6 protein-coding genes are annotated in these 13,383 nt (G+C 70.3%); 2 read left to right on the plus strand and 4 right to left on the minus strand.

Annotation, left to right across the window (positions count from 1 at the left end; translation table 11 throughout):
* The first annotated feature begins 205 nt into the window (after nt 1-205).
* Both ASG87_RS07100 and ASG87_RS07105 read left to right on the plus strand, forming a co-directional pair.
* Nucleotides 206-1,720 carry a M91 family zinc metallopeptidase gene (locus tag ASG87_RS07100; RefSeq protein ID WP_056002940.1) on the plus strand — a complete coding sequence of 505 codons (1,515 nt, stop codon included), beginning with the start codon at nt 206-208 and terminating at the stop codon, nt 1,718-1,720.
* Nucleotides 1,721-2,134: 414 nt separating this feature from the next.
* Nucleotides 2,135-2,746, plus strand: coding sequence for a hypothetical protein (locus ASG87_RS07105; RefSeq protein WP_056002943.1), 612 nt, complete (start codon nt 2,135-2,137; stop codon nt 2,744-2,746).
* Between the two features lie 4 nt (nt 2,747-2,750).
* On the opposite strand, the gene ASG87_RS07110 is transcribed toward ASG87_RS07105, so the two are convergent.
* The 4 genes from ASG87_RS07110 to ASG87_RS07125 form a co-directional block, all read right to left on the minus strand.
* On the minus strand, nt 2,751-3,512 hold the full coding sequence (locus ASG87_RS07110) for an NRDE family protein (RefSeq protein WP_056002946.1): 762 nt from the start codon (nt 3,510-3,512) through the stop codon (nt 2,751-2,753).
* A gap of 458 nt (nt 3,513-3,970) precedes the next feature.
* Nucleotides 3,971-5,413, minus strand: coding sequence for an FAD-dependent oxidoreductase (locus tag ASG87_RS07115; protein WP_056002949.1), 1,443 nt, complete (start codon nt 5,411-5,413; stop codon nt 3,971-3,973).
* Nucleotides 5,414-5,729: 316 nt separating this feature from the next.
* Nucleotides 5,730-10,181, minus strand: coding sequence for a glutamate synthase large subunit (gene gltB, locus ASG87_RS07120; RefSeq protein WP_056002952.1), 4,452 nt, complete (start codon nt 10,179-10,181; stop codon nt 5,730-5,732).
* 309 nt (nt 10,182-10,490) lie between these two features.
* Entirely contained in the window at nt 10,491-13,313 is a 2,823-nt protein-coding gene (locus ASG87_RS07125) for a TonB-dependent receptor (protein WP_082582808.1), read from the minus strand.
* Between the last annotated feature and the right edge of the window lie 70 nt (nt 13,314-13,383).

Here is a 13,383-nt window from a genome sequence, read left to right on the forward strand (position 1 = left end):
TCTTGCCATCACAATTTTAAGTGGCACATGTTGCAAAAACGAACTGGTTTATTTCCGGACGCGAGCGGTCATGCCCTGCTGCCACACTCCTGTGGAACCTCGCTTCCGACCTCGGGATATCCCTAGCTGGGGATCGCCCCAGCATGACGCCGCCGCCGCACGCGCCTAGATTCAAACAATCGTTTTAACACGACGAGGCGGCACCATGACGACCATCGCGCAAACCACCAACGGCGCCAGCCAGGGCTACTGGAACCCGCTACCGGCGACGGAAGGCACGGGATCGGACCTGCGGCTGGCGACCCGGCCGCTTCCCGGCAACGGCGAGGCCACCCGCATCGACGGCAACGCCACCAACGGCGGCCGGCAGACCACGCGCCAGACCACCGACGGCAAGACCATCCAGGTCGATCCGTTCCAGCAGAACGCCAACGTGTCGATCCAGCGCGAGCGCACCCTGGCCGACGCCGGCCGCGGCCAGCGCTACGTCAGCTCCGACCAGCTGGTGTTCACCACCGGCGGCGCCGACGACCAGGTACAGGTGGCGAACAACCGCGACGGCAGCGTCAGCGTCAAGGTCAACGGCGAGGACTACCAGGTCGAGCTGGCCCAGGGCCAGACCCTGACCTTCCGCACCGGCGACGGCAACGACACCGTCGCCGTCGCCTCCGACGTGAAGGTGAACCTGATCGTCGACGCCGGCGCGGGCGACGACACGGTGAGCACCGGCGCGGGCATGTCCACGGTGTTCGGCGGCGACGGCAAGGACGCCATCGTCACCGGCAGCGGCGACAACTACGTCGAGGCCGGCGACGGCGACGACAAGGTCACCGGCGGCAGCGGCCACAACATCATCTACGGCGGCGACGGCAACGACGAGCTGGCCGGCGGAAACGGCGGCAACTTCATCGACGGCGGCGCGGGCAACGACACGATCGCCGGCGGCACCGGCAAGAACATCCTCAGCGGCGGCGACGGCGACGACGCCATCGACAGCCATGGCGGCACCAGCGCGATCTACGCCGGCGCGGGCAAGGACAGCGTCAGCGGCGGCAAGGCCGACACCGTGTACGCGAAGAAGACGGACGACCTCGGCGGCGCCGACGGTGCCCGCGTGGTGAACGTGGCGATCGATCCCTCGCTGGGTGCCAAAGGCCTGAAGGTGGAAGGCTCCGACGCCTTCCGCCAGCGCGTGGAGGCCGACATCGCCTTCCTGCGCGCCTCGCCCGCCGGCCAGCAGATGCTGGCCGAATACGACAAGGCCGCCGCCAAGGGCAACACGGTGACCATCCGCGAACTGCAGAACGAGGACAACGGCTACACCATGCCGTCCGAGACCGGCAACGGCTGGGCCGACACCGAGCTGGTGAACGGCCGCGCCGGCAAGGGCGACGATGCGGTGATCGCCTACAACCCGTCGTTCCGCATTCCCGAATTCCCGGCGCCGGTGGGCGTGCTGTACCACGAGATGTCGCATGCCTACGACGCGGTGAACGGCGTCTTCCAGCCGGGCACCTACGATGGCCCGGACCGGCAGGATGCCGATGCCGGCGTGCCCAACTCCGAGCGCCAGGCCGTGGGCCTGGACAACACCGGCACGCCTTACGATTTCGACGGCGACCCGTCCACGCCCAGGACCACGGCCAACCCCTTCGCGCTGACCGAGAACGGTTTGCGCGCGGAGATGGGCCTGGACCCGCGCCTGCACTACGCCCTCTAGGTTCTCGGGGTTGCCCACCGATCCCCAGGCGTCCCCTATGAAACGTCATCCAAGCGAACCCCGAAAAGGGGGTAAGAGCTGGGGTCCAGCGTCTTTGGCCTTTCGAGGAAACGGTCGCTGGATGACTCGCTGCGCTCGCCCCTTCGGGGCCAGCCTTCGGCTGTTCGACGCTCGCAAGGCTCGCTTTTGTCCTGCCTGGCCAACCCTTCGGCTGTTGAAAAGCGCCTCGCAGGAATGACGACGAGGCGGCCGGACCGCCGGATAGATCGTGAACCAGCTTCAGGGATCGACGACCGGAGCGGGATACGTAGACCGAAGCGGGATGCGTACCTTGGTGGGCATCCCGCTTTTCGTTCCGGCAAATTCCGTCCCGGCAGGTTCCGTTGCGCACCTGCCCTGCGCTAGGCTCAGCCCATGCCCTTTCAGCCGTTCCGTCCGCTGTTCCCGATCGCGGTGCTGGCCGCCGCGATCGCCCCGACGAGTCGCGCCATGCCGCCAGCCGCCAGCACCACCACGGTCCGCAGCGCCCCGGCGTCGCTCGACGTCGAGGCCCGCTACGACGCCGCCACGCGCAAGCTGGCGGTGCGTTACCGGTTGCACAACACCGGCACGGAGCCGCTGGCGGTGTTCGACCGCGGCGACAGCATGCAATTGCGCACGCATCAGCTCGAACCGGGCAAGCCCGCTCCGCCGCTGCAGGCGGACGACGACGGCGGCCTCACCTTCAGCCACCGAGCGATGCCGCTGCGCAAGCCGCCGCCGATCGTGCCGCACATCCCGCTGGCCGGCCGGCTCGATGCCGGCGCGAGCCGCGCCGACACGTTCACCGTCGACGTGCCGCCCGGCGTCGGGCGCGTGCGCTACTGCCTCGGGGTGGCGCCCTTCCCCGCCGAGGGCTTCCGGCCGGCGACCGGCGCCGGCGACGGGGTGTGGCAAGCGAGCTACCGTATCGTCGACCAGCAGACCCTGCTGTGCACGCCATGGCTCGACCTGGCCACGGCCCGCTTCGCCGATCCGCAGGCGTGAGGGATCAGGCGCCGAGCGCCTCGGCGCTCTCGCCTTCCGGACGGCCGTCCGGGCCGAACCGACGCTCCACGATCATGCCGCGCCCGTCGTGGCCGATCGCCACCACCGTGCTGGCGCGCGTGCCGTAGCGTTCGCCGCGGATGAAGGCGGGCGACAGCAGGCGCTCGCGCTCCAGCCCCACGCCGGTATCGGGCAGCTCGGCGTCGGGTGCCGGCCTCTCGTCGGCCAATGCCGCGAACAGCGGCGCGAAATCCTCTTCGCCGCCATGGTCGAGCCAATGCCGCATCCGCCGCATCAGGGCGCGCGTCTTGGGCCATGGCGTGTTGAAGTCGGCATTCGACAGGCCGTGCACGCCGGCCGTCACGGCCTGCGCGCGGGACTCCGGGCGGTTGCCGAGGTAGAACGCATCGCGCGCGTCGAAGGTGAGCAGGTTGAACGGCCGGTAGTCCGCCGCCACCGCGAGCAGGGCCCGGGCATGCTCCGCCGCATCCGGCGTGCCGGCCAGGTAGTCGCTGGCGAGCAGGCCGCGCGAGGCGCCGCGCTGGGGATCGCGCGGATCGCGCACGTTGGTGACCACCGCGCAGCGGCCGCGGTCGTCGGCGCCGAGCCAGGTGCCGCCGGCTTCGAGATCGCGTCCGCCGACGATCGGCCGGTCGCGCCAGCGCGCCAGCGGCGCGCTCGGGCGCGCATGGAATTCGTCGCGGTTGCCCGCCAGCAGCAACCGCCAGCGCGGATGCGCGTTCCAGGCAAAGGCGATCAGGCACATGGCGGCACTCGGCACTGAGGATCGGGCATCATCGCCCGCCATCGCCGCGATGCAAAGCACGCCGGCATCGCCAGGCGCCGCGCGATGCCGGCCGGCACCGGCGCGGCGCTAGCTGTCGATTATCAACACGTTGTTTCGGAATCGAGACAAGGCTGACGCTCGGTCGTCGCGTAAAAGAGGGACAGCGGGTGAGAACAAAAGGGGCAAGCCCTGGGTTCATGGCTGCCTNNNNCTGGCCTCAGAAGCTGTTCAAAATCCCCTGGGCATTCCCTATGAAACGTCATCCCAGCGGCTCTCAACGGCCGCAGGAATGACGAGCAGGGGAACATGAAGGGATTCCAGTCCGACAGGGAAATTTTGAACAGGCTCTCATCTACACCATCGGTTGTGGCGCGGCGAAACAACCTCTTGAAACATCACAGCTAGCGGCCGCGCTCCGGCGACCGCGGCGCAACGGCTCACGCCGCGTCCTGCGCCGCCCTGCCTACGCGGGCCTCGCCCAGGCTGCGGACGATCGAGGCCGCCGCCTCGCGGCCGTCGTGCACCGCGCGCACCACCAGGTCGGCGCCGCGCACGTTGTCGCCGCCGGCGAACACCTTCGGGTGGCCGGTCTGGAACGGCAGGCGCCCGTCCTGCCCGGCGAGCACGCGGCCGGCGGCGTCCAGCGCGATGCCGTGCTGCGCGCACCAGGCCGGCGGGCTCGGGCGGAAACCGAACGCCTGGATCACCACGTCGGCGCGCAGCTCGCTCTCGCTGCCCTCGACATGCTGCAGCGTCACGCGGCCGGTGCCGTCGTCGGCCAGCGCGGTGCCGATCACGCGCACCGCACGCACCCTGCCCTCGCTGCCGAGCAGTTCCAGCGGCTGCCGGTGGAACAGGAAGCGCACGCCTTCCTCGCGGCTGTAGCCGACCTCGCGGCACGAGCCGGGCATGCTCGCCTCGTCGCGGCGGTATACGCAGGTGACCGACGCCGCGCCGAGGCGGATCGCGGTGCGATTGCAGTCCATGCCGGTATCGCCGCCGCCGAGCACCACCACGTGCTTGCCGGCGAGATCGAGCACCGGCGGCAGGCGCGCGCCGTCGAGCAAGCGGTCCACATTGGCGACCAGGAACGGCAGCGCGTCGTGCACGCCGTCCAGCTCGCGGCCGGGCAGCGCGCCGTCCACGTAGCGGTAGGCGCCGGTGCCGATGAATACCGCGTCGTAGTCGGCCAGCAGGGCCTCGAAACGGATGTCGCGGCCGATCTCCACGCCGAGATGGAACCTCACCCCCATGCCTTCGAGCACCGCGCGGCGCGTGCGCACCACCGCCTTGTCCAGCTTGAACGGCGGGATGCCGAAGGTGAGCAGGCCGCCGATCTCGCGCTGGCGGTCGAACACGTCCACCGCGACGCCGGCATGGCGCAGCCGATCGGCGCAGGCCAGCCCGGCCGGGCCGGCGCCGACCACGGCGACGCGGTGGCCGGTCTCGCGCACCGCCGAGAGGTCCGGCCGCCAGCCCTGGCGGAACGCCTCGTCGGTGATCGAGCGCTCGATGCTGCCGATCGTCACCGCGCCGAAGTCGCCCTGCTCCAGCGTGCAGGCGCCTTCGCACAGGCGGTCCTGCGGGCAGACGCGGCCGCAGATCTCCGGCAGCGGGTTGGTCTCGTGCATCAGCGTGGCGGCTTCGAACAAGCGGCCTTCCTGCACCAGCTTCAGCCAGTTCGGGATGTAGTTGTGCACCGGGCAGGCGTGCTCGCAGTACGGGTTGCCGCAGTCGATGCAGCGTCCGGCCTGGGCGGCGGCGTCGGGCGCCGCGAAGTCACCGGCGATCTCGCCGTAGCCGAGCACGCGGATCGCCACCGGCACCGCGCGCGGCGGCTGGCGCGGCAGGTCGAGGAACTGGAACAGCTTGTCGCTCATGCGTCACCTCGCGCGCAGCCATGGTCACCGCGGAACATTCCCTCTGCCGCTTGCAGCAGAGGGGCGTGACCGAAGGCAATCCCCTCTTTGGGAGAGAGGGAATTCCCTGTGATCTTCCCGCCGGCACAAACACCCTCCTCCCAGCCACCCCGTGCACGCAGGGGGTGGCGTTGATTGCCTGAACTCGGAGAGCGCTGCGCACGGTCGCAAGCGATGGCTTCCTTCCCTGCTTGCGGGGGAGGGCTGGGGAGGGGGCCGCTTGCGACCTTCCCAACAGCACGCGACGCCATCGATAAACCCAGGGCAGCGGAAATCCTCATGCCGCCCTCCGCAGTTCCTCGGCCAGCGCGTCGAGGCTGGCCGCCTTCGGCTTGACCAGCCAGAAACGCTGCAGCAGGCCGCGGAAATCGCCCAGCAGCCGCTGCGCCCACGCGCTGCCGGTGAGTTCGGCATGCCGCGCGATCAAGCCGCGCAGGTGCTGCATGTGGTGTTCCATGCCTTCGGGCGAGATGCGCACGATGTCCACCAGCTCGTGGTTGTAGCAATCGACGAAGCGGCGCTCCAGGTCGAGCACGTAGGCGAAGCCGCCGGTCATGCCGGCGCCGAAGTTGAGGCCGCAGGCGCCGAGCACGGCGACCACGCCGCCGGTCATGTATTCGCAGCAGTGGTCGCCGGCGCCCTCGATCACCGCCAGCGCGCCGGAGTTGCGCACGCCGAAGCGCTCGCCGGCGCGGCCGGCGGCGTACAGCTCGCCGCCGGTGGCGCCGTACAGGCAGGTATTGCCGATGATCGCCGCGTCCTGGCTGGCGTAGCCGGCATCCGGCGGCGGCCGCAGCACGATGCGCCCGCCGGCCATGCCCTTGCCGACGCCGTCGTTCGCCTCGCCCTCCAGCTCGATGTGCACGCCGCCGGCGTTCCACGCGCCCAGGCTCTGGCCGGCGCTGCCATGCAGGTGCAGGGTGATCGGCTCGGGCATGCCGGCGTCGCCCCAGCGCCGCGCCACCGCGCCGGACAGCCGCGCGCCGATCGCGCGGTCGGTGTTGGCGATCGCGTAGCGGAACGCGCCGCCGCTGCCCAGCTCGACCAGCGGCGCGGCGTCGCCGGCGATGCGCGCGGCCAGCTCCGCCTCGTCGCGCATCGGGTTGCGCGGCAGCGTGCAGGCGCTGTCCACCCCGGCGCCGAGCCCGTCGCCAGCGACCAGCCGCGACAGGTCGAGCCGCCGCTGCACCGGCGTGGCGCCTTCGCGCCGGGCCAGCAGGTCGGCGCGGCCGACCAGTTCGCCCAGGCTGCGCGCGCCCAGCCGCGCCAGGTGCTGGCGCACGTCCTCGGCGACGAAGCGGAAGTAGTTCATCACCATGTCCGGCAGGCCGGTGAAGTGCTGCGAGCGCAGCACCTCGTGCTGGGTGGCGACGCCGGTGGCGCAGTTGTTGAGGTGGCAGATGCGCAGGTACTTGCAGCCCAGCGCCACCATCGGCCCGGTGCCGAAGCCGAAGCTCTCGGCGCCGAGCAGGGCCGCCTTGACCACGTCCAGGCCGGTCTTCAGGCCGCCGTCGGTCTGCAGCCGCACGCGGCCGCGCAGACCGTTGCGGCGCAGGGTCTGCTGGGTCTCGGCCAGGCCCAGCTCCCACGGCGAGCCGGCGTACTTGATCGAGCTGAGCGGGCTGGCGCCGGTGCCGCCGTCGTGGCCGGAGACCGTGATCAGGTCAGCCCCGGCCTTGACCACGCCGGCGGCCACCGTGCCGACGCCAGCGTGCGACACCAGCTTCACCGACACCAGCGCCTGCGGGTTCACTTCCTTGAGGTCGTGGATCAGCTCGGCCAGATCCTCGATCGAATAGATGTCGTGATGCGGCGGTGGCGAGATCAGGCCGATGCCCGGCTTGGCGTAGCGCAGCCGCGCGATCGTCGCGTCGACCTTGTGGCCGGGCAGCTGGCCGCCTTCGCCGGGCTTGGCGCCCTGCGCGATCTTGATCTGCAGCACCTCGGCGTTGACCAGGTAGGCGGGGGTGACGCCGAAGCGGCCGGAGGCGACCTGCTTGATCTTCGACATCTTCTCGGTGCCGTAGCGCGCCGGATCCTCCCCGCCTTCGCCGGAATTGCTGCGCGCGCCGAGCCGGTTCATCGCCACCGCCAGCGCCTCGTGCGCCTCCGGCGACAGCGCGCCCAGCGACATGCCGGCCGAATCGAAGCGGCGCAGGATCGCCTCGACCGGCTCCACCTCGTCCAGCGGCACCGGCGCGCCCAGCGGCTGCGCCGCGAGCAGGTCGCGCAGGGCCGACGGCGGGCGGCGGTCGACGTGGTCGGCATAGGCGCGGTAGTCGGCCGGGTCGCCGCTGCGCACCGCCCGCTGCAACGTGGCGATCACGTCCGGGTTGTACATGTGGTATTCGCCGCCGTGCACGAACTTGTACAGGCCGCCGGCGTGCAGCGGCAGCGCCTCGTCGCGCGCCTCGGCGGCGAGCAGGCGCGCGTCGTGCTCCAGCTCGGCGAAGCCGGCGCCGCCGATCCGCGACGGCGTGCCGGGGAAGCACAGCTCGACCACCTCCGGCGCCAGCCCGACGATCTCGAACAGTTGCGCGCCGCGGTAGCCGGCGATGGTGGAGATGCCCATCTTGGACAGGATCTTCAGCAACCCCTTGCGGATGCCGCGGCGGTAGCTGCGGCCGATCTCGCGCGGCGCGCCGTCGCCGCGCTTGAGGAAGCCGTCGCGGCCCAGCTCGAACAGGCTCTGGTAGGCCAGCCACGGGTAGATCGCGGTGGCGCCGAAGCCGACCAGGCAGGCGAAGTGGTGCGGGTCGCGCGCGGTGGCGGTTTCCACCAGCAGGTTGCACTGGCAGCGCAGGCCGCGGTCGATCAGGTGCGCATGGATCGCGCCCACGGCCAGAAGGGCATGCGCGGACAACGTGTCGGGCTGCGGGTAGCGGTCGGTGATGAAGACGATCGCGGCGCCGTTGCGCACGCCGTCCTCGGCCTCGCGGCAACATCGGCGCAGCGCCGCCTCCAGGCCCTCGTCGGCGGGAAAGCACAGGTCGATCTGCACGGTGGCGTCGCGATGCTGCGGCAGCGCGAGGATCTGCCGCAGCTTGCGCTGCGACAGCACGGGCGAGTTGAGCAGGACCTGCCTCGCATTGTCCGGGCCCAGCTCGAACACGTTGCCCTCGCGGCCGATCTGGGTCACCAGCGACATCACCAGCCGCTCGCGCAGCGGGTCGATCGGCGGGTTGGTGACCTGCGCGAAGCCCTGGCGGAAGCGGTCGTACAGCGGCCGCCACTGCCGCGACAGCGCCGCGACCGGGGTGTCGTCGCCCATCGAGCCGGTCGCCTCGGCCTCGGTCTCGGCCAGCACCTTGAGCACGCTCTCGCGCTCCTCGCGGGTGAGCCCGTACAGCTTCTGGAAGCGGCGCAGCTCGGCGGCGGGCAGCGGCTCGGCGGCCAGGCTGGGATCGATCAGGTCCGATTCGAGGTAGCTGACGCCGGCGCGCAGCCAGTCGCGGAACGGCGCGCGCTGGCGGTTGATCTCGTCGATGTCGGCGTCGCGCAGCAGGCGGCCCGCGGCGAAGTCCACCGCGATCATCTCGCCCGGGCCGAGCCGGCCCTTCGCCACGGTGCGCGCGGCGGGCACGTCCCACAGGCCCACCTCGGAGGCGACGATCAGGTGGTTGTCGTCCGACAGCGCCCAGCGCGCCGGGCGCAGGCCATTGCGGTCGAGCGTGCAGGCGGCATGGCGGCCGTCGCACATCACCAGCCCGGCCGGGCCGTCCCACGGCTCGGTGTGCAGCGCGTAGTACTCGTAGAACGCGGCGAGCCCTTCGTCGATGTCCTCGCGCGCGCCGAACGCCGGCGGCACCAGCACGCGCATCGCGCCGAGCAGGTCGAGGCCGCCGGCCAGCAGCACCTCCACCGCGTTGTCCAGGCTTTCCGAATCCGAGCCGGCCTGGCGCACCAGCGGGCCGATGCCGGTGAGGTCGACCAGCGGCGAGCGCAGCACCGCCTCGCGCGCCTGCATCCAGCGCCGGTTGGCGCGGATCGTGTTGATCTCGCCGTTGTGCGCGAGCAGGCGGAACGGCTGCGCCAGCCGCCACTGCGGCATGGTGTTGGTGGAGAAGCGCTGGTGGAACACCACTGCGTCGCTCGCCAGCGCCGGGTGGCGCAGGTCGGCGTAGACCTCGCGCAGCCGCCCCGGCGCGGCCATCGCCTTGTAGCCGACCACCTGGGCCGACAGGCTCACCACGTAGAAGTGCGGGTCGTCCGCCAATGCCGCCTCGGCGCGCCGGCGGGCGCGGAACAGCGCGCGCTCGAACGTCTCGTCGTCCATCCCTTCGCCGGCGTCCACGAACACCTGGCGCACGCGCGGACAGGCCGCGGCGGCAAGCGGGCCGCAGGCTTCGCGGTCCACCGCCACCTCGCGCCAGCCGGCCACGCCCAGGCCGGCCTCGGCCAGGTGGCGCTCGAACGCGGCCACGGCCGCTTCGCCGCCGGCGGGATCGAGGAACACCAGGCCGGCGGCGAACTGCGGCGCCGGCGCGATGCCGGCTTCGGCCGCCAGTACACGCAGCCAGGCCAGCGGGCGACGGATCAGCACGCCGCAGCCGTCGCCGCTGATGCCGTCGGCGTTCACGCCGCCGCGATGGGAAAGCTTCGCCAGCGCGGAAAACGCGGTATCGACCAGGGCGGCGCTGGCGCGCCCGTCGATCTGTGCGATCAGTCCGAATCCGCAGCTGTCGTGCTCGTAGGCTGCGTCGTAGAGCGTCGTGTCTGCCTGCACCATCTCCCGCCTCCGCGATCGAAATCCGCCAGGGTGCAAGCGACCCTCGCCGTCGGAGACAGCGATGCCGTATGCATGGATACGGCTCGACTAAAGCACATTTGTTGCTATGCGTCAAAAAGCGAATGGACGGCCAAACCCCGGCTTGCCGCAATCGACCGCCTGGCGCCGTCTGGACGTCGAACCGTCCATTTATCGTTGCATGTGAAACCTTCCCCAATCGCGCCTGGACGATGCCCCGCAAGGCTCCCGCGCAAAAAAAATGGCGCGCCGGCAGCGGCGCGCCATGTCGGACGACGCAGATCGGCCAGGCTACAGCTTGAACTTCACCCCGAGGGTGTAGAAACGGCCGACCGCTCCCGACTGTGCGTAGGTCGGGTTGTAGTTCAAGGCGGCGTAGTTGAACGGATCGAACGGCGCCTTGCGGCCGAACGCGTTGAGCACCGAGGCGTTCACCGAGAAGTGGTCGGTGATCGCGTAGCTGCCGGTCAGGTCGAACGTGGTGAACGAGGCCATCCGGCAGGAGGCCGGCAGGTTGTCGCCGTCCGCATTGGTCGACAGGCAGCCTTCGCCCTGGTCGGGCGCGGTCAGCTTCAGGCCGCTGGTGTAGTACAGCGTGCCGGTGATGGTGGCCGGCCCGAAGCTCACGCTGTTCGCCCACGAGGCGCGGTAGCGCGGCGTGCCGGCGCCCGAGGACAGGCCGTACGGCCCGTGCGTGCCCACGAAGTGCTCCGTGCTGCCGTCCTGCAGGGTCAGGTCCCAGCGGATGATCTTGGTCGCGGTCAGTTCGCTGGTGAGCTTGGCGCTCGCGCCCAGGTCGAACCGCCCGATCAGGTCGACGTCCACGCCCTTCGTGCGCAGCGCGTTCTGGTTCACGTAGGGCGCCGCCACGATGGCCGGGCGCGCCATCGCGTCCGGATACAGCGGATCGGGCTTGTCGACGGTGACGCCGGTTCCCGGCGGCAGCGGCAGGCCGGCGTAGTAGGCGGCCAGCACCGCGCTGGTATCCGCCTGCGCGATCACCCCGGTCTTCTTGATGTCGTAGTAGTCGACCGACGCGCTCAACTGGTCGATCGGCTGGTAGACCACGCCGAAGGTGTAGCTGCGCGACTTCTCCGGCTTCACCTTGTCGTTGCCGATGGAGTCGTAGCCGATCACGTAGCGGCGGGTGTAGAAGTCGTTGCCGTGCGCGGCGGCGAAATCGTCCGGCACCGTGTAGCCGGCGAAGCCCACCGCCTCGCTGGAACCGTTCTCGGCGAAGCTCGGGGCGCGGAAGCCCTTGGAGTAGGTGCCGCGGATCGCCAGCGAATCGAACGGCTTCCACTTGAAGCCGACCTTGGGCGAGATGTTGCTGCCGAAGTCGGAGTAATGGTCGTAGCGGCCGGACACGTCGACCTCCAGCGACTCCAGCAGCGGCGCGTCGAACTCCGCGTAGAGGCCGCCCACCGTGCGCTTGCCGAAGGTATGCGCGACGCCGATGCCCTGCGCGGCGTTGCCCGGGTTGAGATCCGGATCGGACTGCTCCTCGTGGCGCAGGTCCACGCCGGTGGCGAAGCCGAGCGAGCCGCCCTTCAGGTCCATCAGGGCGCGCGAGACGTGGAAGTCGAGCGACTGCAGGTCGGTGGTGGAGGTCTTGTTGAGGGTCGGCGCGAGCGCGGCGACGGTGGCCCGCGAGTTCTTCGACGGATCGATGAAGTTGTAGCTGCCGTCCCGGATGTCGCTGAGCAGTTGCGCGTAGTTGAGGAACTGGTAGTTGTTGACGTCCAGCGAGGTGTGGTTGATCACCAGCGCGCTGTCGTAGTTCCACTCGCCGAAGGTGCCGTGGATGCCGCCCACCACGCGCAGGTTGTGGTTGGTGTTGTCGATGGCGCCGTTGTTGTCCAGCTCCGGGAAGGCGTAGTTGATGAGCGCCACCTTGCCCTGCGCGGCGAACGGGTTGTTCGGGTTGAGCTGGCCGTTGCTCAGGTACACCGGCAGCGCCAGGCTGTTGGTGTTGTTCGGGAAGCTGGTCTGGATCTGCGCGGGCGCGCCGGTCGTCTGCGTCTCGTTCTGGTAGTAGCTGGCGCCGATGTAGGCCTCGCTGGTTTCGCCGACCTTCACGGTGAGCCGGCCGTAGACGCCCAGGCGCTTGGACTCGGGCTGGATCTGGCCGAGCCGCGCGAAGTTCTGCGCGCAATAGCTTCCGGGATTGTTGGCGTCGCCGCTGACCAGGCTCGTCCCGGGGCCGCACGGACGCAGCGGCTGGTACACGCTGCCCGGGTCGGCGACGCCCGTGGTGATGTCGCCCGGTACGCCCAGGGTGCCCGGCCGCACCGTGCCGTAGATCGACCCGGAGCGCAGGCTGGGCTGGCCGCCGATCGCGTTGTCGCCGCCGACGCTGGACAGGTCGGCCGAATCGAAGGGGAAGCCGCGGTCGGACACCTTGATCGGATCGTCCTTCTGCGCCTCGATGCTGAGGTAGGCGTTGTAGCCGTCCTTGTTCAGGTCGCCGCCGCCGAACAGGAAGGTCGCCCGCCGCATGGTGCCGCCGCCTTTCTGCGAGGTGCCGACGTCGGCGCTCGCCTGCAGCCCCTTGAAGTCGTGCTTCAGGATGATGTTGACCACGCCGGCGATGGCGTCCGCGCCATAGAGGGACGAGGCGCCGTCCTTCAGCACTTCGATGCGCTCGATCGCGTTCACCGGGATCGAATTGAGATCGACGAACGAACGCTGGCCGTCGTCCGCGAGGCCGTAGCTGGCCGAGCGGCGGCCGTCGATCAGCACCAGCGTGGAGTTGACCGTGAGGCCGCGCAGCGCGACGCCGGACGAGCCGGCGGCGAAGCCGGCGGTGAAGGCGTTGGGAATCGAGCCGCTGTTGTCCGCCGAGATGGCGCGGATCACGTCGGAGATGGTCTTCAGTCCGCTGCGCTCGATCTGCGCCGCGCTGATCTGCACCACCGGCGAGGGCGTCTCCACGTCGACGCGCGGCAGTGCCGATCCGGTGACCGTGATGGTCTGCAATTCCTGTGCGTTCTGCGATTGCGGCGGCGGCTGGCCAGCGTCGTTGCCGGCGGGCGGCGCGGTTTGGGCATAGGTCGCGACGGCCGGAGAAAGCAATAACCCAGCCAACGCAAAAGCGAGCTTGTTAGGCTTCATCGACGTGTCCTCATTGTGGGGTGCTGCTACGCAACGTGCTCATCGAAGCCCGCTGTCGAGGGGAAGGCCG

Source organism: Frateuria sp. Soil773, assembly GCF_001428405.1.
In the GTDB taxonomy this organism is placed as follows: domain Bacteria; phylum Pseudomonadota; class Gammaproteobacteria; order Xanthomonadales; family Rhodanobacteraceae; genus LMSL01.

What these genes read in the sequence shown, in the direction of transcription:
- gltB (WP_056002952.1), bottom strand. Translation starts at nt 10,181, where the DNA reads ATGGTGCAGGCAGACACGACGCTCTACGACGCAGCCTACGAGCACGAC.
- ASG87_RS07110 (WP_056002946.1), bottom strand. Translation starts at nt 3,512, where the DNA reads ATGTGCCTGATCGCCTTTGCCTGGAACGCGCATCCGCGCTGGCGGTTG.
- ASG87_RS07100 (WP_056002940.1), top strand. Translation starts at nt 206, where the DNA reads ATGACGACCATCGCGCAAACCACCAACGGCGCCAGCCAGGGCTACTGG.
- ASG87_RS07115 (WP_056002949.1), bottom strand. Translation starts at nt 5,413, where the DNA reads ATGAGCGACAAGCTGTTCCAGTTCCTCGACCTGCCGCGCCAGCCGCCG.
- ASG87_RS07125 (WP_082582808.1), bottom strand. Translation starts at nt 13,313, where the DNA reads ATGAAGCCTAACAAGCTCGCTTTTGCGTTGGCTGGGTTATTGCTTTCT.
- ASG87_RS07105 (WP_056002943.1), top strand. Translation starts at nt 2,135, where the DNA reads ATGCCCTTTCAGCCGTTCCGTCCGCTGTTCCCGATCGCGGTGCTGGCC.